The organism is Candidatus Rhodoblastus alkanivorans (assembly GCF_022760755.1).
GTDB lineage: Bacteria > Pseudomonadota > Alphaproteobacteria > Rhizobiales > Beijerinckiaceae > Rhodoblastus > Rhodoblastus alkanivorans.
In genome coordinates this window covers 2,921,093-2,942,969 of sequence record NZ_JAIVFP010000001.1, presented here as the reverse complement: position 1 = coordinate 2,942,969, position 21,877 = coordinate 2,921,093, and the positions used below count along the sequence as shown (strand labels likewise).

Annotated in this window: 18 protein-coding genes; 8 read left to right on the top strand and 10 right to left on the bottom strand. The window is 63.1% G+C overall.

What is annotated here, in order from left to right; translation table 11 throughout:
• Positions 1-47: 47 nt before the first annotated feature.
• Together recA and K2U94_RS13555 are read right to left on the bottom strand one after the other, a co-directional pair.
• Positions 48-1,124 (bottom strand): recombinase RecA, encoded by a 1,077-nt coding sequence (gene recA, locus K2U94_RS13560; protein ID WP_243067716.1) that lies wholly within the window; start codon positions 1,122-1,124, stop codon positions 48-50.
• A gap of 331 nt (positions 1,125-1,455) precedes the next feature.
• On the bottom strand, positions 1,456-3,939 hold the full coding sequence (locus tag K2U94_RS13555; protein WP_243067715.1) for a glycosyltransferase: 2,484 nt from the start codon (positions 3,937-3,939) through the stop codon (positions 1,456-1,458).
• Positions 3,940-4,333: 394 nt separating this feature from the next.
• Between K2U94_RS13555 and K2U94_RS13550 the strand changes: the two genes are divergently transcribed.
• Complete coding sequence (locus K2U94_RS13550; protein ID WP_243067714.1) at positions 4,334-5,209, top strand: dienelactone hydrolase family protein; 876 nt, start codon at positions 4,334-4,336, stop codon at positions 5,207-5,209.
• A gap of 4 nt (positions 5,210-5,213) precedes the next feature.
• Here K2U94_RS13550 and K2U94_RS13545 read toward each other — a convergent pair whose 3' ends face one another.
• From K2U94_RS13545 to ahpC, 3 genes are all read right to left on the bottom strand, one after another.
• Positions 5,214-6,032: a dimethylarginine dimethylaminohydrolase family protein gene (locus K2U94_RS13545; RefSeq protein WP_243067713.1), complete on the bottom strand. Its 819-nt coding sequence runs from the start codon at positions 6,030-6,032 to the stop codon at positions 5,214-5,216.
• A 206-nt stretch (positions 6,033-6,238) separates the two neighbouring features.
• Positions 6,239-7,819 carry an alkyl hydroperoxide reductase subunit F gene (ahpF, locus tag K2U94_RS13540; RefSeq protein ID WP_243067712.1) on the bottom strand — a complete coding sequence of 527 codons (1,581 nt, stop codon included), beginning with the start codon at positions 7,817-7,819 and terminating at the stop codon, positions 6,239-6,241.
• Positions 7,820-7,947: 128 nt separating this feature from the next.
• Positions 7,948-8,511: an alkyl hydroperoxide reductase subunit C gene (gene ahpC / locus K2U94_RS13535; RefSeq protein WP_243067711.1), complete on the bottom strand. Its 564-nt coding sequence runs from the start codon at positions 8,509-8,511 to the stop codon at positions 7,948-7,950.
• A gap of 126 nt (positions 8,512-8,637) precedes the next feature.
• Here ahpC and K2U94_RS13530 point away from each other — a divergent pair, with 126 nt between their 5' ends.
• The 3 genes from K2U94_RS13530 to K2U94_RS13520 all read left to right on the top strand — a co-directional run bounded on the left by K2U94_RS13530 (position 8,638) and on the right by K2U94_RS13520 (position 11,981).
• Positions 8,638-9,633 (top strand): hydrogen peroxide-inducible genes activator, encoded by a 996-nt coding sequence (locus tag K2U94_RS13530; protein ID WP_243067710.1) that lies wholly within the window; start codon positions 8,638-8,640, stop codon positions 9,631-9,633.
• A 277-nt stretch (positions 9,634-9,910) separates the two neighbouring features.
• On the top strand, positions 9,911-11,317 hold the full coding sequence (locus K2U94_RS13525; protein ID WP_243067709.1) for a selenium-binding family protein: 1,407 nt from the start codon (positions 9,911-9,913) through the stop codon (positions 11,315-11,317).
• A 4-nt stretch (positions 11,318-11,321) separates the two neighbouring features.
• Positions 11,322-11,981: a hypothetical protein gene (locus tag K2U94_RS13520; protein ID WP_243067708.1), complete on the top strand. Its 660-nt coding sequence runs from the start codon at positions 11,322-11,324 to the stop codon at positions 11,979-11,981.
• A gap of 120 nt (positions 11,982-12,101) precedes the next feature.
• Here K2U94_RS13520 and cckA read toward each other — a convergent pair whose 3' ends face one another.
• On the bottom strand, positions 12,102-14,612 hold the full coding sequence (cckA, locus tag K2U94_RS13515) for a cell cycle histidine kinase CckA (protein ID WP_243067707.1): 2,511 nt from the start codon (positions 14,610-14,612) through the stop codon (positions 12,102-12,104).
• Positions 14,613-14,887: 275 nt separating this feature from the next.
• On the opposite strand from cckA, the gene K2U94_RS20555 reads away from it, so the two are divergent.
• A complete protein-coding gene (locus K2U94_RS20555) occupies positions 14,888-16,018 on the top strand; it encodes a hypothetical protein (RefSeq protein WP_272884862.1) in 1,131 nt (376 codons plus the stop codon).
• A 101-nt stretch (positions 16,019-16,119) separates the two neighbouring features.
• Here the strand turns inward: K2U94_RS20555 and dksA are convergent, their stop codons facing one another.
• Both dksA and K2U94_RS13500 read right to left on the bottom strand, forming a co-directional pair.
• Positions 16,120-16,539 carry an RNA polymerase-binding protein DksA gene (gene dksA / locus K2U94_RS13505; RefSeq protein ID WP_243067706.1) on the bottom strand — a complete coding sequence of 140 codons (420 nt, stop codon included), beginning with the start codon at positions 16,537-16,539 and terminating at the stop codon, positions 16,120-16,122.
• A 142-nt stretch (positions 16,540-16,681) separates the two neighbouring features.
• Complete coding sequence (locus tag K2U94_RS13500) at positions 16,682-16,978, bottom strand: hypothetical protein (protein ID WP_243067705.1); 297 nt, start codon at positions 16,976-16,978, stop codon at positions 16,682-16,684.
• Between the two features lie 204 nt (positions 16,979-17,182).
• Here K2U94_RS13500 and K2U94_RS13495 point away from each other — a divergent pair, with 204 nt between their 5' ends.
• The gene (locus tag K2U94_RS13495) at positions 17,183-17,650 is read left to right on the top strand and encodes a hypothetical protein (RefSeq protein WP_243067704.1); all 468 of its coding nucleotides are present in this window, start codon (positions 17,183-17,185) and stop codon (positions 17,648-17,650) included.
• Between the two features lie 110 nt (positions 17,651-17,760).
• Here the strand turns inward: K2U94_RS13495 and K2U94_RS13490 are convergent, their stop codons facing one another.
• Both K2U94_RS13490 and K2U94_RS13485 read right to left on the bottom strand, forming a co-directional pair.
• Positions 17,761-18,975: an NADP-dependent isocitrate dehydrogenase gene (locus tag K2U94_RS13490; RefSeq protein WP_243067703.1), complete on the bottom strand. Its 1,215-nt coding sequence runs from the start codon at positions 18,973-18,975 to the stop codon at positions 17,761-17,763.
• Between the two features lie 170 nt (positions 18,976-19,145).
• On the bottom strand, positions 19,146-20,273 hold the full coding sequence (locus tag K2U94_RS13485) for a sensor histidine kinase (RefSeq protein WP_243067702.1): 1,128 nt from the start codon (positions 20,271-20,273) through the stop codon (positions 19,146-19,148).
• 206 nt (positions 20,274-20,479) lie between these two features.
• Here K2U94_RS13485 and K2U94_RS13480 point away from each other — a divergent pair, with 206 nt between their 5' ends.
• A complete protein-coding gene (locus tag K2U94_RS13480) occupies positions 20,480-20,929 on the top strand; it encodes a response regulator (RefSeq protein WP_243067701.1) in 450 nt (149 codons plus the stop codon).
• Positions 20,930-20,986: 57 nt separating this feature from the next.
• Positions 20,987-21,835, top strand: coding sequence for an RNA methyltransferase (locus K2U94_RS13475; protein ID WP_243067700.1), 849 nt, complete (start codon positions 20,987-20,989; stop codon positions 21,833-21,835).
• Positions 21,836-21,877 lie beyond the last annotated feature (42 nt).

Sequence of the window (21,877 nt, the reverse complement as noted above, 5' to 3'; positions counted from 1 at the left end):
GGCGGCCGATTTATCTTCGCTCCGGCGATTTCGCGCAGAGCGACTCGTCAGGAATCGTGATCGTCGGCGCCGGGCTCGACATTGTCGAGAATGCGCTCCGCGATCAGGCCCGCGTTCTCGCGGATGGTCTGCTCGATCCGGGCGGCGGCCTCCGGATTCGCTTTCAAAAAAGTCTTGGCGTTTTCGCGGCCCTGGCCAAGACGCTGGCTGTCGAAGGAGAACCACGCGCCGGATTTCTCGACCACGCCCGCCTTGACGCCCAGGTCGACCAATTCGCCGTATTTCGAGACGCCTTCGCCATACATGATGTCGAATTCGACCTGTTTAAAGGGCGGCGCGACCTTGTTCTTGACGACCTTGACGCGGGTCTGGTTGCCGATCACCTCCTCGCGGTCCTTGATCGCGCCGATACGGCGAATGTCGAGGCGCACCGAGGCATAGAACTTCAGGGCGTTGCCGCCGGTGGTGGTTTCCGGCGAGCCATACATCACGCCGATCTTCATGCGGATCTGGTTGATGAAGATCACCATGGTCCGCGACTTGGAGATCGAGGCGGTGAGCTTGCGCAGGGCCTGGCTCATGAGACGAGCTTGAAGGCCAGGTTGCACCTCGCCCATTTCGCCGTCGATCTCCGCGCGGGGCACGAGGGCGGCGACAGAATCCACCACGAGCACGTCGACGGCGCCGGAGCGGACCAAAGTGTCGGTGATTTCGAGAGCCTGTTCGCCGGTGTCGGGCTGCGAGATCAGCAGATCGTCGAGATGGACGCCGAGCTTGCGGGCGTAGACCGGGTCGAGCGCATGTTCGGCGTCCACGAAGGCGCAGACGCCGCCTTTCTTCTGCGCTTCGGCGATGGTGTGCAAAGCGAGCGTGGTCTTGCCGGAGGATTCCGGCCCAAAAATTTCGACGATGCGGCCGCGCGGCAGGCCGCCGACGCCGAGCGCGATGTCGAGCCCGAGCGAACCAGTGGGAATGGTTTCGATTTCCGTGACGGCCTGGTTCTTGCCCAGCCGCATGATCGACCCTTTGCCGAAGGCGCGTTCGATCTGAGCCAAAGCGGCGTCGAGAGCCTTGGTCTTGTCCACGGAGGTTCCTTCCACGAGGCGGAGATTCGCTTGCGACATCAGCTTCATCCTTTTGGCATGCCGGCGGCCCGCCGCGCAATCAGCTTGTAGGTTGCAAATGTACATGATTTGTTCTGCGGCGCAAGCGATTTTGCTCAAGATCGCAGAGCAATCTCTTCTTGCGGAGGATCGAATGTGCGGGGGCCTAGGATCAATCGGGTCAGGTATGGTGGCGCGCCATCCCTCATCCAGAATTCCATCGCGGAAACCTGACCTTCTCGCCCCTATTTCACTATAGCATGCTGTTCCCACGGCAGTTGCGCGCGCGGTGGAAAGGCCAAAGCGAAATCGCCTCCGCCGTGTGTCAGATTAGGGTTGTAGAACATTCAGATTAGTCGGATGAGAGCGGTCTGGGTCGAATAGCGCCAAAAAGCGCGTTGATCACAATGTCGAGCTTGGACGGATTGCAATACGCTTCCATGTAAGCAATTGCCTCGGCCCGTTTCTCCTTCCAGAGATTTTCGTCCTGCAATATCTGGAGGCAGGCCTGCGCGAATTCGCTGCCATCGTCCGTTACGGTCGCCGCGAGAGAACCGCCGAACGAGCCGTCGATTGCGACCTGCTCGCCAATGAGCCGGGAGGTTACCACAGGCAGTCCAAAGCTGAACGCCTCGTGAACCTTGAAGGGTACGCCAGCTGCGAAACGGGTCGGCGCGATGAAAACGCGAGCGCGCGCATATTCGTCGGTAAGGTCCTCGACATGGCCAACGAGCGTAACCCCGTCGCGAAGGAGCGGCTCAAGCGGCGTCTCTTCGCGCGTGTAGCCCGCAATGCGGAGCGATTCTGCCGGCCGAGCGGCGAGGATTTTCGGCCAAACATGGTCCAGAAACCAAACAAGGCTATCGTAATTCGGTGATTGCGCGTCCGCCAGCGATCCTACGAACAAGAGCCCGGATCGATCCTTGGCCGCCGTCGCCGTGGGACGATTTGCCATATAGTGACCGATGGTGTGGACTGTCTGAGTGAGGTTTTGCCTTAGGATGGCTGTTTCGTGCGCATTGACGGCAATGACGACGTCAGCAATCTTCGCTGGCTCCAACTCAGTAGCAAGCAGTTCGGCGAATTTCGGGCTGCTCGCGATTTCAACGTAACTTTCGAGTCGTTGCTCACGGGAAACATCGCGAACAGTATAAACAGCCTCCGTATCGTAAATAATAGTACCGCCCCCGCGCCTCCAGTTACGTAACACATCCTCATAGCGTGATATATTGTGTGGGCGCCCTATGTAAACCACGTCGTAGTGGCGGCGTTGTAGGATGTCATCAAGTTTGGAGTGTGCTGGGCCGTACCAAATATTAAGATACTTAAACCCGATTGGTAAAATGTCGTCTTCTATTTGGTGGCAAGCAAAAATATCGACGTCGAATCTTTTGAGCAATTCACGCACGACAAGTTCTGCGCGTCCGTAGCCCGACCCCAGTCGCTGCGAGGGAATGCGATCTTCAATGAATAAGACGCTGAGGCGATTGGTGTCATACCGAACGGGGCAGGCGGGCGCGTGCGCGATCTCTGGTCTTTTGTCCAGGAAATCCTTGTGCCTCTGCGCGAAGATTGGCTGGTTTCGCTCCATCAATTCGACCGAGGCGCGAGGTCTTTCCGCTGAGAACGCGCCATATTCGAGATGATAGACTCGAACGTCAGGATACACCCTCGAGCGTCTTCCAGCCCGCCACAACCGGAGCGATAAATCAGTTTCCTCATAGTAGCCGGGTGAAAAGCACTCGTCGAATCCGTTAAATTCACGGAATTCCGCAGCCGATATGCAAAAGAAACATCCTGCGACATAATCAACGTCGCGTGGATAAGCATAAGCATAACGCGTCGGCGGTTCGTCGCGGAAATATCCTTGAGCTACCCCGTCTCGCCAAACACCCGATCCCAGGTCCTGAAAGGCGCCGTCGAACTGGAGGATCGCCGCTCCGAAGCAAGCCACCTCGGATTTGTCCCGTTGAACGGCCTCGTACAAGCGCACAAACACATCCGCTTCAAGTTCCATGTCGTTATTGAGGAAAATGAGATATTCGCCTCCGGCGACCGAAGCGCCAAGATTGCACGCGCGAGGAAAGCCTATGTTTGGCGTCACTCTTTTAAGGACGATGCCCTTTACATAGTCCTCGATGTGCGCTGTTTCGTCGCTGGAGCCATTGTCGACAACGACGACCTCGATCTCCAGGGCCTTCTTTTCTTTCGAGTATCGAGCGGCATATTCGAGCAGCTCAAGAACTCTTATCGTATATCTAAAATTATTAAAGGCAGAAATAACAACAGAAAAGAACGGTTTCTCGACAGATGGAAATTCAATCGCGCCTTCCGTAAGTGCGCGAAAGACCGCAAGCTCACAGCGTTTCAGGTATAGAGCCTTGCCGTACTGCACGGGAATGGTCAGCGCGTCCAGCTTTTGGCCGGGCGACGCGCCTTGCGCGTTTCGGTCGGATGGATCGCCCTCGCTGGCGGGAGCATACGACGTTTGGTCGGGCGACGCGCCTTGCTCATTTAGGTCGGATGGATCGCCCTCGCTGGCGGGTGCAAACGACGTTTGGTCGTGATGGGCGGCGAGTGAGGCCACGCAATTGGCTCTGTATTGATGGCGCTTATCCCGATCGAGCGGATGGCGCCATACGGCCGCGAGGCGGATCGGCAACGGACTCCTGCCCCACGCGGCGCCCGTGACCGGTGTCTGGACCTGGGCCTCGAGGATTTCGAGATGTTGGCGGCGATGCTGACGACGCTTTTCACGGTTGAACGGATGACGGTATATGGATGCCAACCGGATCGCCAAGGCGCGCAGCTTCCAAGCTGTTGAGGTTTCTTGCATGTGATTTAATTCGTGTGCGAATTCTGCAACATAACGCCCTTCAGGCTAAACAATCGTCGAACGATCCTTTTCAAATGAGCTCGGGGCTGAAATGGTTTCCCAATGGGCGCCGACCTCAATAGTTTACCTCCACGTTGCGATTCAAGGCGGGCGAGACCGTATAGATTGTTTCCGGTTTTACAAGGGATAAATTTGCTTTATCATCCTGTCGATCGTGGAGCGTGATCTTAAGCTGCAGTTCCGCCAGGCATCCACAGGGCGTCGGGGACCCAGGTCGTAACGGTCGCTACAGGCCGCCAGATTATCGCACTCCACAATCTCCGCGATTGCTTCTTGCTTGGCTGCGGGACAAAATACTCCATTTATTCAGGAGTCCGCTCGCGGAGATGTCATTATGAGTCCTTCCGAATTTGCACAGAACTGCGCAACCGCGAAGCCCCTGTCGCGCCGCGCTTTCGTGGCCGCATCGGCTGCGGGGGGCTATGCGCTTGCGGCGGGACCATTGCGGGCGGCGCCCATTGCGACCGATACGCAGGGCCTCGTCGTCGGCGGCGCGACCATCGCGACAACCGGCGGGGAAATGCCCGGCTATTTCGCGCGGCCTCAAGGCGTCGCTCGTCCTCCGGTCGTGCTGGTCGCGATGGAGATTTTCGGCCTTCACGAATATATCCGCGACGTCGCGCGGCGGTTGGCGAAACTTGGCGCCTTCGCGGTCGCGCCGGATTATTATTTCCGTTCCGGCGTCGATCTGACGAAAATGACCGACGTCTCGGCGATCATGCCGATCGTGAACGCCAAGCCGGACGCCGAACTCATCTCCGACCTCGACGCCGCGGTCGCCTGGGCCAAGGCGCAGGGTGGCGACACCGACCGACTGGGCATCATCGGCTTTTGCCGCGGCGGCCGCACAGTGTGGATTTATTGTTCGGAAAGCGCCGCGCCCAAGGCGGGCGTTGCCTTTTACGGGACGCTCGCCGATCCGCCCGAGCGCAAGCCCTTGTGGCCGAAAAGCCCGCTGGACCTCGCGCCGGAGCTGAAGGCGCCGGTGCTGGGCCTTTATGGCGGGGAGGACAAGAGCATTCCCGTCGCCAAGGTCGAGGAAATGCAAGCGCGGCTCGCCGCGGCCGGCAAGACCGCCGAATTCCATATTTATCCTGACGCGCCGCACGGTTTTCACGCGGATTACCGCCAAAGCTATCGCAAGCAGGACGCCGAGGACGCCTGGCGCCGGATGGCGGAATGGCTGCGCCGCTACGGTGTATTGAGCTGAAATTTCATAATTCCAGCGTCAGGCATTTCGCCGCGCCGCCGGCTTTCATGAATTGCGTGAGCGGCGTCGCCTCCACCGTCAGACCGGCCTGGGCGAGGCGCTCGCGCAGGCCGGGGGAGGCGGCGTTGAGGATGATTTTGTCGCCGAGCGCCACCGCGTTGCAGCAGAAAGTCTCGGCCTCGGCGCTGTCCACGCCGATGCGTTGTTCCTCCGGGACAAGCGCTTCGATCGCCGCGCGCGAGGCCGGATCGAAAGCGCCAGGGAAATAGAGCAGGAAGTCGCCGGGCAGGGGGCACAGGCAGGTGTCGAGGTGATAGAAGCGCGGGTCGATCAGGCCGAGCGAAACCGCGCGGGTTCCGAGAGCTTTTTCGAGAAAGGGCGCGGCGTCCTTATGCGAGCGGAAGCCGTGGCCGACCCAATAGAGGTCGCGCGCTTCGTCATAGAGGGCGTCGCCGGCGCCTTCGAAGGACAGGCCTTCCGGTGGATCGATCACCTCAAAACCCTGCCTTTGGAACCAGTCGCGAAAAACCTCCTCCTCGCCGCGCCGTTCGAGGCAGCGGAAGCGGCTGATGACCACTTTGCCGTTCCTGGGCAGTCCGGCGTTGGCGGTGAAGACGAGGTCGGGGAGGCCGGGGCGGGGCGCGATCAGGCGGATGTCCGCGCGCTGCTCCAGCAGCGCCTTCAAGTCCAACCATTGGCGCCGGGCCTCCGCCGCGTCGGTGCGGGCAAATTGGCCTTCCATCCACGGATTGATGACATAGGCCACGCCGAAAAAATCCGGCGCGCACATCAGGATTTGTTTCCGGCAGGGATTTTGCGGCAAGGCGGAGTTCCGAGGGCGTCACGGCACTATAGCGGGGAACGGCCGATTCGGGGAAGGGGCCGCGCGGCGGGCTGCCCGAGGGACGGCGGATTGCTTTGCTGGGCCGAGCGACGCGGCGGCTTGCGCGAAACGGCGACTTGCCGCTCATGACGTCCTGAAACAAGCGTTGATGAACCCCGGCGGGCTTGCTTCCGCCGGGGGGTCTTTCATGCGGCTTCCGACGCAGCCGTCGGGGCCTGGCGGATCAGGCAGTCGAAGGCGGAGAGCGCGGCGGTGGCGCCGCCGCCCATGGCGATGACGATCTGCTTGTAGGGCGTCGTCGTCGCGTCGCCGGCGGCGAACACGCCGTAAGCGGATGTCTCGCCGCGGGCGTCGATTTTGATTTCGCCGCGCGGGCTCAAGGAAATCGCGCCCTTCAGCCATTCGGTGTTGGGCAGGAGGCCGATCTGGACGAAGACGCCTTCGAGTTCGACGAGATTCGTCGCGCCGGTCGCGCGGTCCTTGTAGGTCAGGCCGGTCACCTTGTCGCCGTCGCCATGGACTTCGGTAGTCTGGGCCGAGACGACGATTCGGACATTCGGCAATGAGCGCAGCTTGTCCTGGAGCACCGCGTCGGCGCGCAACTGGCCGTCGAACTCGATCAAGGTGACATGGGCCACGATCCCCGCGAGGTCGATCGCCGCCTCGACGCCGGAATTGCCGCCGCCGATCACCGCCACGCGCTTGCCCTTGAAGAGCGGCCCGTCGCAATGCGGGCAATAAGCCACGCCCTTGTTGCGATATTCCTCTTCCCCCGGCACGTTCATCTGGCGCCAGCGGGCGCCGGGCGAGAGCACGACGGTGCGCGCGGAAAGCGTCACGCCGCTCGCGAGCCGCACGTGGGTGAGACCGCCGGCGTCCTTTGCCGGAATCAGCTCGACCGCCTTCTGCAGGTTCATGATGTCCACGCCATATTCCTTGACGTGCTGCTCCAGCGCGGTCGCGAGCTTGGGGCCTTCGGTGTGCTGGACGGAGATGAAATTCTCGATCGCCATGGTGTCGAGCACCTGGCCGCCGAAACGCTCGGCCACGACCCCGGTATTGATGCCCTTGCGCGCCGCATAGATCGCGGCCGCCGCCCCGGCCGGGCCGCCGCCGACGACCAGAACGTCGAAGGGCGGCTTGTCCTTCAGCTTTTCGGCGGCGCGCGCCGAAGCGCCGGTGTCGATCTTGGTGAGAAGCTGCTCGAGGCCCATGCGGCCCTGAGCGAACAGCGCACCGTTCATGAAGACGCAGGGCACGGCCATGATCTTGCGCGCCTGGACCTCGTCCTGGAACAGGCCGCCATCGATGGCGACATGGCGGATGCGCGGATTGATCACGCTCATCAGATTGAGCGCCTGGACCACGTCCGGACAGTTCTGGCAGGAGAGCGAGAAATAGGTCTCGAACAGATAATCGCCCTCGATCGCCTCGATCTGCTTGATGATTTCGGCGGATTCCTTCGGCGGATGGCCGCCGACCTGGAGCAAGGCGAGGATCAGCGAATTGAATTCATGGCCCATCGGCAGGCCGGCGAAGCTCACGCCGACTTTCGTGCCCAGGCGCGTGATGGCGAAGGACGGCTTGCGCGCGTCGGTTCCGTTGCGCGACAAAGTGATCTTGGCCGACTGGGCCGCGACGTCCTCCAGCAGGGCCGACATCTCGCGCGACTTTTCGCTGTCGTCGAGCGAGGCGACCAGTTCGATCGGGTGGACGATGCGTTCGAAATAGGAATGCAACTGGTTCTTGATCGCGGCGTCCAACATGGCGGATGGCCTCCGAAGAGAAAAATTTCAGAATGCGGCCGACGATGGGCCGCATTCTCAGGGGCCCCGGGCCGGAGCCCGGAGCCAATGGCTTTTCGGCTTCGCCGCGGCGGGCGAAAACCTGACGGTTAGATCTTGCCGACGAGGTCGAGCGAGGGGGCGAGGGTCTTTTCGCCTTCGTGCCACTTGGCCGGGCAGACCTCGCCGGGATGGGCGGCGACATATTGCGCGGCTTTGATCTTGCGCAGCAATTCCTTCGCGTCGCGGCCGACGCCGCCGGCGTTGACCTCGACGATCTGGATGATGCCGTCGGAATCGACGACGAAGGTGCCGCGGTCGGCGAGGCCGGCGTCCTCGATCAGGACTTCGAAGTTACGGCAAATGGCATGGGTCGGGTCGCCGATCATGACATAATCGATCTTCTTGATCGCCGGCGACACGTCATGCCAGGCCTTGTGCGAGAAATGGGTGTCGGTCGAAACCGCATAGATCTCGACGCCGAGCTTCTGGAATTCGGCGTAATTGTCGGCGAGGTCCTCGAGCTCGGTCGGGCAGACGAAGGTGAAGTCGGCCGGATAGAAGAACACCACGGACCACTTGTCCATCAGGTCGGCTTCGGTCACGTCGATGAACTTGCCCTGCTTGAAAGCTTTGGCCTGGAAGGGCTTAACCGCGGTATTGATGAGAGACATGCGCTACTCCGGTGTTGCGATGCGACACAAACTTGTGCGTCGCAAGGATACCTAAACTGGGCGGTTTATCGAGTGAAATTTAAAATTCAGATTTCATTGATCTATTTTTTCGATTAGTGTGGCTTCATGACGCCGCTTCCCACCCTTCGCCAATTGCGTTTTCTCGTCGCCGTGGTCGAGCGCCGACATTTCGGCGCCGCGGCGGAGGAATGCCTCGTCAGCCAGTCGGCGCTCAGCGCCGCGATTCAGGAGCTGGAGGACCATCTCGGGGTGAAGCTCCTGGAGCGCACCAAGCGCGTGGTCATTCCGACGGCGGTCGGGCTGGACCTGGCGGAGCGGGCGAGGGCTCTGCTGCGCGGCGCCGAGGAACTGGTCGAGGCGGCGCAGGCCGCGCGCGATCCTTTATCCGGCGCGCTTCAGCTTGGCGTGATCCCCACCATCGGGCCGTTCCTCATTCCCCACATCATGCCGGTCCTGCGGGAAAAGTTCCCCAATCTGAAAGTCTATCTGCGCGAGGAACAGTCCGCGCCCATTCTGGCGCGGCTCGAAAGCGGACAGGCCGACGCCGCGATCATCGCGCTGCCTTATCCCTGCGACGGGCTGGAGACGATGGAGCTGGCGCGCGACCGCTTCTATGTGGTCTGCCGGCCGGATCATCGTCTGGCCTCGCGCGCGAAAATCCGCGCCCAGGACATGGCGGGGGATGACCTGCTGCTGCTCGAAGACGGCCATTGCCTGCGCGAACATGCGCTCGCCGCCTGCTCGCTGGAAGGCGCGCGGCGCAATAGCGGTTTTCAGGGCACCAGCCTGCACACTCTGGTACAGATGGCGGCCAACGGCCTCGGCGTGACGCTCGTGCCCGAAATGGCGATCCGCGCCGGCATTCTGCGCGGCATGGATCTCGTCGCCCGTCCGCTCGAAGACGACAGTCCGCCGCGCGTCGTCGCCCTCGTCTGGCGCCCGTCGTCAAGTCGCAAAATCATGTTCCGCCAACTGGGCCAGGTGTTGCGGGAGGCCTCGGGGGCGGGGAACGACGAGAAGCCCGACGCCTCGAAATTCGCTGTCCCAGGCGCGGCAGGCGCAAAAGCGGACGCGGTAATTTCACGAAAACGCCGCGCGTAACCTGGAACCTTCCGCCTCGTCGGAGAGTTGCCATCGCGCTGCGGCCGACTTTTCCGGCTCCCGATTCGGCCTGATCCATCCGTCAGCCAGTGAGCTTTCACTGCAGCCGCCGGGTCTGATCGCGCCGTCGCGTTTGCGCGAAAGCTCGCAATTCGAAGGTCGGACAAGACGGGAAGAGTCGATTTTCAACGCCGCCGCTCACGGCAACGCTTCGAAGCCTCCAGAAAGAGCGGCTGAAGAAATAAACCAAGAACATCTTTCAGGGGAGGAGCTTAAAATGACCATAAGACCCGATCCTACATTCCACGCCTCGCCCGTGCTCGCGATGGACGCCGCGCCGGAGACCTTGGCCTATACGCTTATGCTGAGCCCTGACGCCACCAAGCCCGACGGGCTAGCGGTCGTGGACGTCAATCCCGCCTCGCCCAATTACGGCAAGATCGTCCATACGTTGTTCATGCCCTATAGGGGCGACGAGTTCCACCATTTCGGCTGGAACGCCTGTTCGTCATCGCTGTCGCCTCTGAACGGCCATCCGTTCCGGGAGCGCCGCTATCTCATCATCCCGGGCATAAGGTCGTCGCGGATTTATATCGTGGACGTCAAGGGCGGGCCCACGGCGGCGAAGATTCACAAGATCATCGAGCCTGAGGAAGTCTTCGCCAAGACCGGCTACTCGCGGCCCCACACCATCCATTGCGGGCCGGAAGGCATTTACGTCTCCACCCTGGGAGGCGGGGGCAAGGACGGCGTTTCCGGTCCGCCCGGCATTTTCATCATGGACTGCGAGACCTTCGACATCGAAGGCCGCTACGAGATGGACCGGGGCGAGCAGGACAAGCATTACGACTTCTGGTGGAACCTGCCGCGCGACTATATGGTGAGTTCCGAATGGGGCCTGCCGCCGCAATTCGAGAACGGCCTCGTGCCGCAAGATCTGCTGAGCAACAAATATGGCCACAAGCTCCATTTCTGGGATCTTCACGGGCGCAAGAATGTCCAGACCATCGACCTTGGCGCCAACCACCAGATGGCGCTGGAGGTGCGGCCCGCGCATGATCCGGTGAAGGAATACGGCTTTTGCGGCGTCGTCGTCGACACGACCAATCTCGAAGGCTCGATCTGGACCTGGTGGAGAGACAAGGACGGCAAGTTCCAGGCGAAGAAAACCGCCGTCATCCCGCCTGAGCCCGCCGACGCCGCCAATCTGCCCGATCTGCTCAAAGGCTTCGGCGCCGTGCCGCCGCTCGTCACCGATATCGACCTGAGCCTCGACGACAAATTTCTTTATGTCGCATGCTGGGGAACCGGCGAACTTCGCCAATATGACGTGAGCGACCCGATGAATCCGAAGCTTTCGGGCTCTGTTCACATCGGCGGCGTCACGCGCCGGACAAATCATCCGAGCGGCAAGCCGTTCAAGGGCGGGCCGCAGATGATCGAGATCAGCCGCGACGGCAAGCGCGTCTATTGGACGAATTCGCTCTATTCGAGCTGGGACGACCAGTTCTATCCGGAGGGCGTGCCGGCGGCGATGGTCAAGGCCGATGTCGGGCCGAATGGCGAGTTGACGCTTGACAAGGATTTTTACGTGGAGTTCCCGGAAGGCTACCGCTCGCACCAGATCCGGCTCGAAGGGGGCGACTGCTCGACCGACAGCTTCTGCTACCCGTCGGCGCGATAAGCCTATGTTCGAATGGCGTTCGACGGCGGCCCTCTGGGTGGCCGTCGTTCTCTCGGGCCTCTACCACGGGGCCAATCCCGGCATGGGCTGGCCGCTTGCGGTCTCGGCCGCCCTGATGGAGCGGCGGCGCGACGCCCTGCCCAAGGCGGTCGCGGCCCTCGGCGCGGGGCATTTCCTCGCCATGCTGGTGATCCTGATTCCATTCTCGATGTTGACGGCGCTCCTGCTATGGGAGCGGCAGATCCGCATCGCCGCCGGCATGCTGGTGATCGGCTTGGGAATTTTCCTGCTGCTTTATCGCCGCCATCCGCGCTTCTTGTCACGCGTGCCGCCGCATCGGCTGGTTCTGTGGTCATTTCTCATCGCCACCGCCCATGGCGCCGCGCTGATGCTGGCGCCGATCTATCTGGGGCTCTGCACCGCCGCTGAACCCGGCGCCGGCCACGCGGCGGCGGCGGAACTCATGCGCGCCAACGCGCTCCAGGCCGTGCTGGTGGCCGCGCTGCACACGCTCGCCATGGTGACGGCAGGCGGACTCGCCGCGGCAGCCGTCTATTACTGGTTCGGCCTCAAGGCGCTCTCGACCGGCTGGTTCAACCTCGACAGGGTCTGGGCCTTGAGCCTGATCTTCGTTGGCGCCCTGGCGATCGCGTTCGCCGCATGAGCGGCTGCGGCCACGGGGAGACGCGACGGCCCGATCCTTTTGTGGCCCATTCGGGCGGCGCCGGAAAACCGGTCGGATATTTAACCATGTTGATGACGCTTGCCCGAACCGTTCAGCCCCTCACGCCCGCATATTCTCCTTCACCGTCTCGATCAGCTGCTTCAGCGTGAACGGTTTGGGCAGGAAGCCGAATTCCTCGCCTTCGGGCAGGTTTTTCGCAAAGGCGTCCTCGGCATAGCCGGAGACGAAGACCACCCGGCATTTTATGCCGCGCTTGCGCAATTCGCCGAACATGGTCGGCCCGTCCATTTCCGGCATGACCACGTCCGACACGACGAGATCGATGCGTTCCGTGGATTCTTCCACGACGCGCAGGGCGTCGACGCCGGATTCCGCCTCCAGCACCGTATAGCCGCGCGAGGTCAGCGCGCGGGCGCCGAAGGCGCGCACGGCTTCCTCGTCCTCGACCAGCAGCACGACGCCGCGCCCGGTATGGTCGGCGGCGGCCTTCTTGTTTTCGACTTTCGGCGCCTCCACCGGCTCATCGACCGGGATGTAGCGGGTGAGGAAAATGCGGAAGGTCGTGCCGCGCCCGACCTGGGAGTCGCAGAAGATGAAGCCGCCGGTCTGCTTGACGATGCCATAGACCATGGACAGGCCGAGGCCGGTGCCCTTGCCGAATTCCTTGGTCGTGAAGAAGGGGTCGAAAATCTTGTCGCGTATATCCGCCGGAATGCCTGTGCCGGTATCCTCGACCTCGACCAGGACGTAATCGGCGGGCGGCAGCAACTTCTCCCCATAGGCCGCGCATTCGGCGGCCGGGACGTCCTTCGTCCGCAGATAGATCTTGCCGCCGTCCGGCATGGCGTCGCGGGCGTTGACGATGAGATTGACGATTACCTGCTCGAACTGGTTGAGGTCGGCCTTGACCAGCCAGAGGTCGCGGCCCAGGCGCAGATCGACCTCGATCTTTTCGCCGACCAGGCGCCGGGTGAGCATCTGCAATTCGGACAGGACGTCGCCGAGCTGCAGCACCTGCGGGCGAAGAGTCTGGCGGCGCGAAAAAGCCAGAAGCTGGCGCACGAGCCCCGCCGCGCGATTGGCGTTCTGCTTGATCTGCATGATGTCCTGGAAGGACGGATCGGTCGGCCGGTGATTGGCGAGCAGCAGTTCGGAATAGCCGATGATCGCGGTCAGGACATTGTTGAAGTCATGGGCGATGCCGCCCGCGAGTTGCCCCACGGCCTGCATCTTCTGTGACTGGTGGAGCTGCTCCTCGCGGTTGCGTTCTTCCGTGGTGTCGAGGGCGAAGACCAGAGCGCCGCGCTGGTCGCCTTCCTCGTTGGGGGTCACGAACAGCCGGGCCGAGCGCGCGGAGCCTTGCAAGGTCGCGTCGATCGCGTCGTTGCTCTCGCTCCCCGACGCCGCCGCCGCAATGGCGGCGCGCAGGGCGTCGCGATGCGGCTCGGCGACGCCATTGGCGACGAGCCGCCGGCCGCCTGCGACATCGAGCAGGGCACCGGGCAGCAGTTTGGCGAAAGCGGCGTTGGAGCGCAGGATCGCGCCGTCGCGGTCCACGCTGGCGATCGCCATGGGCGTGGAGTTGAAGAAGCGCGCGAAACGCACTTCCGCCGCGCGGGCCTCTTCCGCGGGCTCCTCGCCGGGCGCGCGGTTGAGCGCGAGCGTGCGCGAGGCCCCCGGCGCGCCGTCGTGGCCATAGGCGACGCGGTGGAGCAGGCGCACCGGCAGGCGCAGGCCGTCGCGGCGGCGCAGGTCGAGGTCGATCTGCTCGGTGCGGACCGAATTGGCAGGGCCGAAACCCGAGGACAGCAAGGCGGCGGCGTCGCCGGCGACAATGTCGCGCAGCGCCAGGCCGCCCGAGCCGACCTGGGCGAGGTCGAAATCGAGCCAGCCGGCCAAAGTCGCGTTCATGTAAGAGATATTGCCGCTGGGCTCGGTCGAGAAGAAGCCGGCCGGGGCGTGATCGAGGAAGTCGATCGCGTGCTGCAATTCCTGAAAGATGTTTTCGTGGCGCTCGCGCTCGCGGGTGACGTCGGAAATGGTCCAGAGCGCGGCCGGCGCGCCTGAGGGCCGGTCGATCGGCCGGACGCGGATGCGGTACCAGCCGAATTCGCCTTCGCCGAGGAGCGGCGGGGTGAGGCGCAATTCCTCGGCGCCGCGCTTGCCCTCGCGCGCGGCCTGGGCGAGGCGGTAGAGCGGTTCGGCCACTTCGGGCGCGCCGGAGAACAGGCGGTCCACGGTGCGCAGGCCGGCGGCGTCATTGGCGCCGCACAGAGCCAGATAGGTCTCGTTGGCGTAGATGATGCGCGATTCGCCCTCGGTCGCGATCATGCCCTCCGGGCTGCCGTCGGCGATCGCCTTGGTGACGTCGTTGCGCGCTTGGGCGCCGGCGAACTGGATGAAACCGACGGCATAGGCGAGCAGGGCGGATACGCCGACGAAGGCCAGAAAAGCAAGCAGGACGAGGATGAAGCGCGCCGCCTGTTCGTGCTGGAGAAAGGAGAAAAAGGCCATGACCGCGACCAGCGCGGCGGCCAGCAGCAGCACAAGGCCGGGACTGCCGGCGCGCTCGGAGCGATCGACGCTGGAATGGGAGGTGGTATGGCTCATGAAAACCTTGTGCAGAATGGCCGCGGCGGCCGATTCTAGACGTTTCCGCGATTCGGAGGAACGTCTACCTTGCGCTCCGCGCCCATTTTTGCGCGGGGGATTTTAAGGATTCGTCGCCGTCTCGACAATGGAAGGTCGCCGGGCGGCGGCGTCATTAACCAAATTTTAACCTTTAGAGTACACGCACGCCGCCATTGCGCTATAGATTACGGTGAGTTGGTCCGAGTTTCAGGAGATGGGCGGCGGCCATGCCGACATTTTTGCAAGATAATAGAATGCTGGCGTGGATTCTCGCTGGCGTAGCTTTTCTCGTCGCCTTCGTGTTGATCCTGAAAATCGTGGAGATCGCGGTCGATCTGCGCCGCCGCCTCCCGCGTGGATCGCGGTCGCGGCAATTGCGGCTCGGTTTTGTCGAGAGCTTCGACCTCGACGGCGAGCGCCAGCTTATGCTGGTGCGCCGAGACAATATCGAACATCTGCTGATGATCGGCGGCCCCAACGACGTGCTGGTCGAATCGGGCATCGTGCGGGTCGAGCCGCGCGAGGCGCGCCCGCCGCGTCCAGTCGAAGGGCTTGGCGGCCTGACGCCGCCGCCGGCGCCTGCGCCGCATCACGCGCCGCCCGCCATCGAGCCGTATCATGCGCCGCCGGCCGTCGAACCGCACCCCGCGCCGTCGGCGGCCATGGAGCCGCATCCCGCGCCCGTCCAGCCGCCGCCCGCCCCGCATCCTTTGTCGCCTGCCGCCGCGCCGCCGCCCGCCCCGCAGTCCGTCGCCGCGCCGCCGCCCGCTCCGCATCCCCTGGCGCCGGTCGCGCCCCCGGCGCCGCAAGTTCCGCTGCGCTCGGCGGCGCCCGAACCTGCGCCGCCTCGTCCGCCCGTCGCGCCGGAGCCGGCCCCCCAGGCCGTTCAGCCGCCGCCGCCGCCACCGTCGCGCTTCCCGCTTCCGCCGCGCGTCGGGCCGTCGAGACCGCCTTTCACGCCGCCGCCGCGCTTCACGCCGTCGGGCGCCGCGCCTGCCGGCGACCAGCCGCAGCGGCCCCGCTTCGTGGCGCCGACCTTCGCGCGGCGCGTGACGCCGCCAGCCGAGCCGCCGGCCGCCGAGCCGCCCGCTCCGCCGCCCGCGGACTCCGTTCCGGACGCCTCGCCGCCGCCGGCTCCGCTTCCGCCGCCATTCCCGGCGCTGGAGCCTGCGCCTCCCCTTGAGCTGGAGCCTGCGCCTCCGCCTCAGCCCGAGCCGGCGCCCGCGCCTCCCCCTGCACCCGAGCCTGCGCCCACGCCCGACGAGGCCTCGCCGGCGCCCGCGCCCGAACGCACAGCCGAAAACAAGTCCGACATCGACTTCGAACCGCTGGAATCGCTCGAGGAGGAAATGGCCAAGCTGCTCGGGCGGCCCGTGAACAAATAGGCCGGGCCCAGAAACAAATGGGCGCGAAGGGCGGAGGCCTTTCGCGCCAAACATGTTTCAGAACAAAAAACGGCCGTCCGGCAGCGAACGGGGTTGCGGGCTCAGTCGTCGCGATAGACGCGCTCGCGGCGCTCGTGCCGCTCCTGGGCCTCGATCGAGAGGGTCGCGATCGGGCGGGCGTCGAGGCGCTTCAGGGAAATGGGATCGCCAGTCTCCTCGCAATAGCCGTAAGTTCCGTCGTCGATCCGGCCGATGGCCGCCTCGATCTTGGAGATCAGCTTGCGCTGGCGGTCGCGGGCGCGCAATTCAATGGCGCGGTCGGTTTCCGAGGAGGCGCGGTCGGCGATATCGGCGTGGTTTTCGCTTTCGGCTTGCAGGGCGGCGAGCGTCTCGCGTGCTTCCTGCAATATTTCATCCTTCCATTTCAACAATTTGCGGCGGAAATATTCCCGCTGCCGTTCATTCATGAACGGTTCGTCCTCGGATGGGCGGTAGGTGTCCGTGTCATTGGCCGCGGCCATGCTTCCCGATCTCCCCAACGAATTGCGCGGCCTATATATATCGGGGCGCTGATCTCCACAATCGGAAGCGGAGGCCTACCCGTAATTTCGCGGGTATTGCTGAGACTTTGGCGCCGATTATGGCTTCGTCGGCGTTTTTTTTTCAGAGGTCGGGGCGGGCGGCGCCGGTTTTGTGGCGGGAAAGCTCCAGCCGTACGGCGGAAGGCGAATCGGAAGCGGCGAGAATGGAGAGACGGCAGGGCGGCAGGTCGTCGCCGCGATGGAGAGACGCGGTCCAGCAGGCGTCGGCAGCCGGGTCGGCTGACGGCTTTCTTTCCGATCGAACCGGCGCCGGGCGGGCTACGGTTCGGGAGCGGGCCACAAGCCGGAGGAAAGATTGAAACAGGAAATCTCCGCCGCTCGCCGCGCCGCTGGCGTCGAACCATTGTTTTCTTTTCATTTTTCAGCCCTCCACTTTGGTGTTGACAGAACGTGTAAAGGTTTCAATAAGAAGAGTTAATTTACAGTTGCTAGTGTTAATCATCGCAAACGAAATGTAAAGTTTTCATTCGCACATTTGCCTCGCTTTCGCTAAAATTTGTCGCGCCTGTGGATGTTTACTGTATGTTCTAGTTTGTTGGGCGTGTAGATGGTGGAGGCCCCAGTGAGTGCGGGATTTGAGCAGAATGCGGAATTCCTGGCGCTGGCGGCGCGCGAGGCGCGCGACGAGACGCGCCGTCTCCTGGCCCGCCTCGAGATCGTGATCGCCGGGCTCGCCGCCAAGGACCCCGCGGCCGGCCTCGATCTGAGGCGCTCGGCGGTGGAGTTTCTCGCCTCCGCCGGCGATGGCGTCGCGCGGCGGGGAGACGCGTTCTTGTCGGTCGTCGGGCGGCCACAGAGCGAACGCGCGAGCGAAATCGAGCCGATGATCGTGGAAATGCTCGAAAGCGAGGCTGGCGGCATGCATGTCGACGCCGTTTTCGAGATGCTGACCGAAATGGGCTTTGAAATTACGAAAGGCAATCTTTCTGTAAAATTACACCGCATGCTCAAAGCTGGGCGGCTGATTTCGACCGCGCGCGGCTTCTACGCCCTTTCAACGATGGAGCGCGCCCGCCGTCAGGCGGGGTAGGGCGCAAAAAAAAAGCGGGCCGCACGGGCCCGCTCGCCATTGGAGAGTGTGATCAAAGCTTGAAGATGCGTCTCGCCCGGAGCGAAAACGTCATCCTGAGCTTTGTCGGCTTAAGCCGACATGGCCTTCTGCAAATTCTCGTCGATCTTGTCGAGGAAGCCGGTGGTGGTGAGCCATTTCTGATCGGGGCCGACCAGCAAGGCAAGGTCCTTGGTCATGAAGCCCGACTCGACCGTGTCCACGCAAACCTTCTCCAGCGTCGCCGCGAATTTCGCCAGTTCGGCGTTGTTGTCCAGTTTCGCGCGATGGGCGAGGCCGCGGGTCCAGGCGAAGATCGAGGCGATCGAATTGGTCGAGGTCGCCTTGCCCTTCTGGTGCTCGCGGTAATGGCGGGTGACGGTGCCATGCGCCGCTTCCGCCTCGACCGTCTTGCCGTCGGGGCTCATCAGCACGGAGGTCATCAGGCCCAGCGAGCCGAAGCCCTGCGCCGCCGTGTCGGACTGGACGTCGCCGTCGTAGTTCTTGCAGGCCCAGACATAGCCGCCCGACCATTTCAGGCAGGACGCGACCATGTCGTCGATCAGACGGTGCTCGTAATGGATGCCCGCCGCCTTGAACTTGTCGGCGAATTCGGCGTCGTAAATTTCCTGGAACAGATCCTTGAAGCGGCCGTCATAGGCTTTCAGGATGGTGTTCTTGGTCGAGAGATAGACCGGATATTTGCGCGCAAGGCCATAGTTGAGGGAGGCGCGGGCGAAATCGCGGATCGAGTCATCGAGATTGTACATCGACATGGCGACGCCGGCGCCGGGGAATTTGAAGACTTCCTTCTCGATGACCGTGCCGTCCTCGCCCTCGAACTTGACGGTCAGGCGACCCTTGCCCGGCACCTTGAAATCGGTGGCGCGATATTGGTCGCCGAAGGCGTGGCGGCCGATGACGAAGGGCTGGGTCCAGCCGGGAACGAGGCGCGGCACGTTCTTGCAGATGATCGGTTCGCGGAAGATCACGCCGCCGAGAATGTTGCGGATGGTGCCGTTCGGCGACTTCCACATTTCCTTGAGGTTGAATTCCTTCACGCGGGCTTCGTCGGGCGTGATGGTCGCGCATTTCACCGCGACGCCGTATTTCTTGGTGGCTTCCGCCGAATCGATCGTCACCTGGTCGTTGGTGGCGTCGCGGTGTTCGACCGAAAGATCGTAATATTTCAGGTCGATGTCGAGATAGGGATGGATCAGCTTGTCCTTGATCAATTTCCAGATGATCCGGGTCATCTCGTCGCCGTCCATCTCGACGACCGGATTGGCGACCTTGATCTTGTTCATGCGCTGACCTTTCGCTCGGCTTGCCTGAGCCGCGCCCCCACCGGCGCGAGCCTTGCCGCGCCTATAGCATCGGTCAGCCTCATCGCCTAGTACGGCTTTGGACGAGGCTCTGCGCGAAATTTCGGCGCCGCAAACCGGCGGTCAGTCCGGGGGCCAGCTCTTGTTGCTCCTTACAGCTCCGCGCCCTTTCCGATATCGGCGTCGATCGGAAACACGATATCGAATGTGGCGCCGACCGTCGGCGTGGATGTTGCGGACAGCCGCCAGCCGTGCCTTTTGGCGACGGTCTTGCAAATTGCGAGTCCGATGCCGGTTCCCGGATATTCGGCGCGGCCGTGGAGCCGCCGGAAGGGCTCGAAAATTTGGTCGGCGTCGGTGGCGGAAAATCCGATGCCGCGATCCACGATCGCGAGCCGCCCCTCCGATCCGGTCGCGGCGCGCTGGATCGTCACATGCGGCGGCTCGTTCAGCTTGTGATATTTCAGGGCGTTCGACAATATGTTCTGCAGCATCTGATGGAGTTGCAGCCGGTCGGCCTCGACGGAAAAATCCTCTCCCTCCCACACGATTTCCGCCTTTTCTTCGGCAACGCTCTGCGAGAGGTTGTCCAGCGCGCGTTCCAGCGCCGCGGTGATTGAAATCGGCTCGATCGCATAGGACTGGTTCGCCGCGCGCGCATAGGTCAGGAGATCGGCCACCAGTCGCCGCGCATGGAGCGCCGAGGAGGCCATGACGTCGGCCGCGTAGCAGGCCTCGTCGCGATCCTCTTGCGCCATTGCGGCGCGGAGAATATCGGCGAAGGCGGAGATCTTGCGCAGAGGCTCCTGGATGTCGTGCGAGGCGACATAGGCGAAGCGCGCCAGGTTCTCGTTGGCCATTTCCAATTCGTGCATGGCGCGGCGCAGCGCATATTCGGAATCGCGGCGCGCGGTGATGTCGATAGCGAAGGCCACCACCCGCGAGCCGACGGCGGTCTCGATCGGCGTCAGGCCGACCTCGATGAAGAATTCCGAACCGTCGCGGCGCAAGGCGACCAGATCGCGGCCCATTCCCATCTGGCGTTTCTCCGCCGCGGCGGAGAAGCCGGCGCGATGGCCGCGATGGGCGTCCCGCACCTTCGCCGGCATGAGTTCTTCGACGCGCCGGCCCGCGAGGGCGCCGTGCTCATAGCCGAACATGCGCTCGCATTCCTCATTGGCGAGTTCGATGCGGCCGTCGCCGTCCACCAGCAGCATTCCGGCGGGACAGGCCTCGAAGGCCCGCCGCAGCATTTCATTTTCGTCGCGCGCTTGTTTCATCTGCGCCTCGTGACACCGTCGCGCGGATCAATTTTCGCGTTATCCGCTCGCAGCTTGGATTGCAAGGTTAACACAAGCGTCCTATCATTTGCTTCCGTCCGTTCAGATTGCGTTGCACGAAAATTACTCAAAAGGATACTTGAGTGCGATTGTTCTTCTTCTTAGCTTCGTGAAAATTATTATCTTCCAACGCGAAAGGTTTTCGAATGGCGGTTAGCGACGAGACCGCAGGGCGTAAGGTTGACGTCTTGATCATCGAGGACGATCATGACGACGCTTACTTGTTGACCCGGGCGTTGAAGCAGGTTTCACGCGAGCGCGGTCTCAGGCTCGACATTCGGCACAGCGTCAACGGACTTGACGCAATGGGCGAGGTCGCGCGCAAGGATATGCTGAACCACCTGCCGAATGTGGTGGTGGTCGATCTCAACATGCCGGTGATGGACGGCGGCCGCTTCCTGAAGCTGCTGCGCTCCGAAATGCGGCTTCCGGGCCTGCGCGCCGTGGTGCTGACGACATCGACCGAAAAGCCGGTGCATGACGAGGCGCGGGCCAACGGCGCCGATATGGTCTTCGCCAAGCCGAGCGAACAAAAGGAGCTGATCGTCATCGCGCGGCAGATCCTCGATTTCGACGCGGACGTCGCCGCCGTCTGACGCCCTTGCCTCAAATTCCTGTCGTGATTAGGTTGCGCACCTTTTGGAGGACGCGCATTGGTCGGGGCCGGGACGGACAGGACGAAGCCGCTTTTCGAGGGCGGCCCGGCGATCATTCTGGTGCGGCCCCAGCTTGCGGTGAATATCGGCATGTGCGCGCGGGCCATGGCCAATTTCGGCCTGTCCGACCTGCGGCTGGTCAGCCCGCGCGAGGGTTGGCCGCGAACGGGAGCGCGGCGCAAGGGCGCCTATGCGGCCGCCGCGGGCGCCGTTCATCTGCTGGAGCGCGCCACGGTTTACGATTCCACCGCGGCGGCGATCGCCGATCTCAATCATGTCTGGGCGACCACGGCGCGCGAGCGCGGCCAGTTCAAAAGGGTCGAAGTTCCGGCGCTCGCCATGCCGGAATGCGCCGCCGCCACGCTCGCGGGGGAACGGCACGGCATATTGTTCGGCCCCGAGCGCACCGGGCTCGACAATGACGACATCGCGCTGGCCAGCGCCATTCTGACCTTTCCGGTCAATCCGGCCTATGGCTCGCTCAATCTCGCCCAGGCCGTGCTTTTGTGCGGCTATGAATATTTCAAGGCGCGCGAGGGCGGGGCGCAGCCGTTCGAGCGTGACGAGCGCTCGCCCCCGGCCCAGCGCGAAATGACTTTGTCCTTCTTCGAATTCGTCGAAGGCAAGCTCGACGAAGCCGGCTTCTTCCGCCCGGAATCGAAACGCCCGGTGATGCAGCGCAACCTGCGCAACATGTTCCACCGCATGAACCTGACCCAGCAGGACGTGCGAACGCTTTGGGGCGCGATCGTCCGCCTGGTCGAGGGCCCGCGCGAAAAACCGCAGACGCGCAAGAGGATCAAGCAGAAGAAGCCGGAGGCGGCGGAGCCGGGCGAGGGCGGCTAGCGCCGCCGTTTCCCGATGTTGAATGATGCGGTTTCCGCGCGA

What these genes read in the sequence shown, in the direction of transcription:
- recA (WP_243067716.1), bottom strand. Translation starts at nt 1,124, where the DNA reads ATGTCGCAAGCGAATCTCCGCCTCGTGGAAGGAACCTCCGTGGACAAG.
- K2U94_RS13555 (WP_243067715.1), bottom strand. Translation starts at nt 3,939, where the DNA reads ATGCAAGAAACCTCAACAGCTTGGAAGCTGCGCGCCTTGGCGATCCGG.
- K2U94_RS13550 (WP_243067714.1), top strand. Translation starts at nt 4,334, where the DNA reads ATGAGTCCTTCCGAATTTGCACAGAACTGCGCAACCGCGAAGCCCCTG.
- ahpF (WP_243067712.1), bottom strand. Translation starts at nt 7,819, where the DNA reads ATGTTGGACGCCGCGATCAAGAACCAGTTGCATTCCTATTTCGAACGC.
- ahpC (WP_243067711.1), bottom strand. Translation starts at nt 8,511, where the DNA reads ATGTCTCTCATCAATACCGCGGTTAAGCCCTTCCAGGCCAAAGCTTTC.
- K2U94_RS13530 (WP_243067710.1), top strand. Translation starts at nt 8,638, where the DNA reads ATGACGCCGCTTCCCACCCTTCGCCAATTGCGTTTTCTCGTCGCCGTG.
- K2U94_RS13525 (WP_243067709.1), top strand. Translation starts at nt 9,911, where the DNA reads ATGACCATAAGACCCGATCCTACATTCCACGCCTCGCCCGTGCTCGCG.
- K2U94_RS13520 (WP_243067708.1), top strand. Translation starts at nt 11,322, where the DNA reads ATGTTCGAATGGCGTTCGACGGCGGCCCTCTGGGTGGCCGTCGTTCTC.
- cckA (WP_243067707.1), bottom strand. Translation starts at nt 14,612, where the DNA reads ATGAGCCATACCACCTCCCATTCCAGCGTCGATCGCTCCGAGCGCGCC.
- K2U94_RS20555 (WP_272884862.1), top strand. Translation starts at nt 14,888, where the DNA reads ATGCTGGCGTGGATTCTCGCTGGCGTAGCTTTTCTCGTCGCCTTCGTG.
- dksA (WP_243067706.1), bottom strand. Translation starts at nt 16,539, where the DNA reads ATGGCCGCGGCCAATGACACGGACACCTACCGCCCATCCGAGGACGAA.
- K2U94_RS13500 (WP_243067705.1), bottom strand. Translation starts at nt 16,978, where the DNA reads ATGAAAAGAAAACAATGGTTCGACGCCAGCGGCGCGGCGAGCGGCGGA.
- K2U94_RS13490 (WP_243067703.1), bottom strand. Translation starts at nt 18,975, where the DNA reads ATGAACAAGATCAAGGTCGCCAATCCGGTCGTCGAGATGGACGGCGAC.
- K2U94_RS13485 (WP_243067702.1), bottom strand. Translation starts at nt 20,273, where the DNA reads ATGAAACAAGCGCGCGACGAAAATGAAATGCTGCGGCGGGCCTTCGAG.
- K2U94_RS13480 (WP_243067701.1), top strand. Translation starts at nt 20,480, where the DNA reads ATGGCGGTTAGCGACGAGACCGCAGGGCGTAAGGTTGACGTCTTGATC.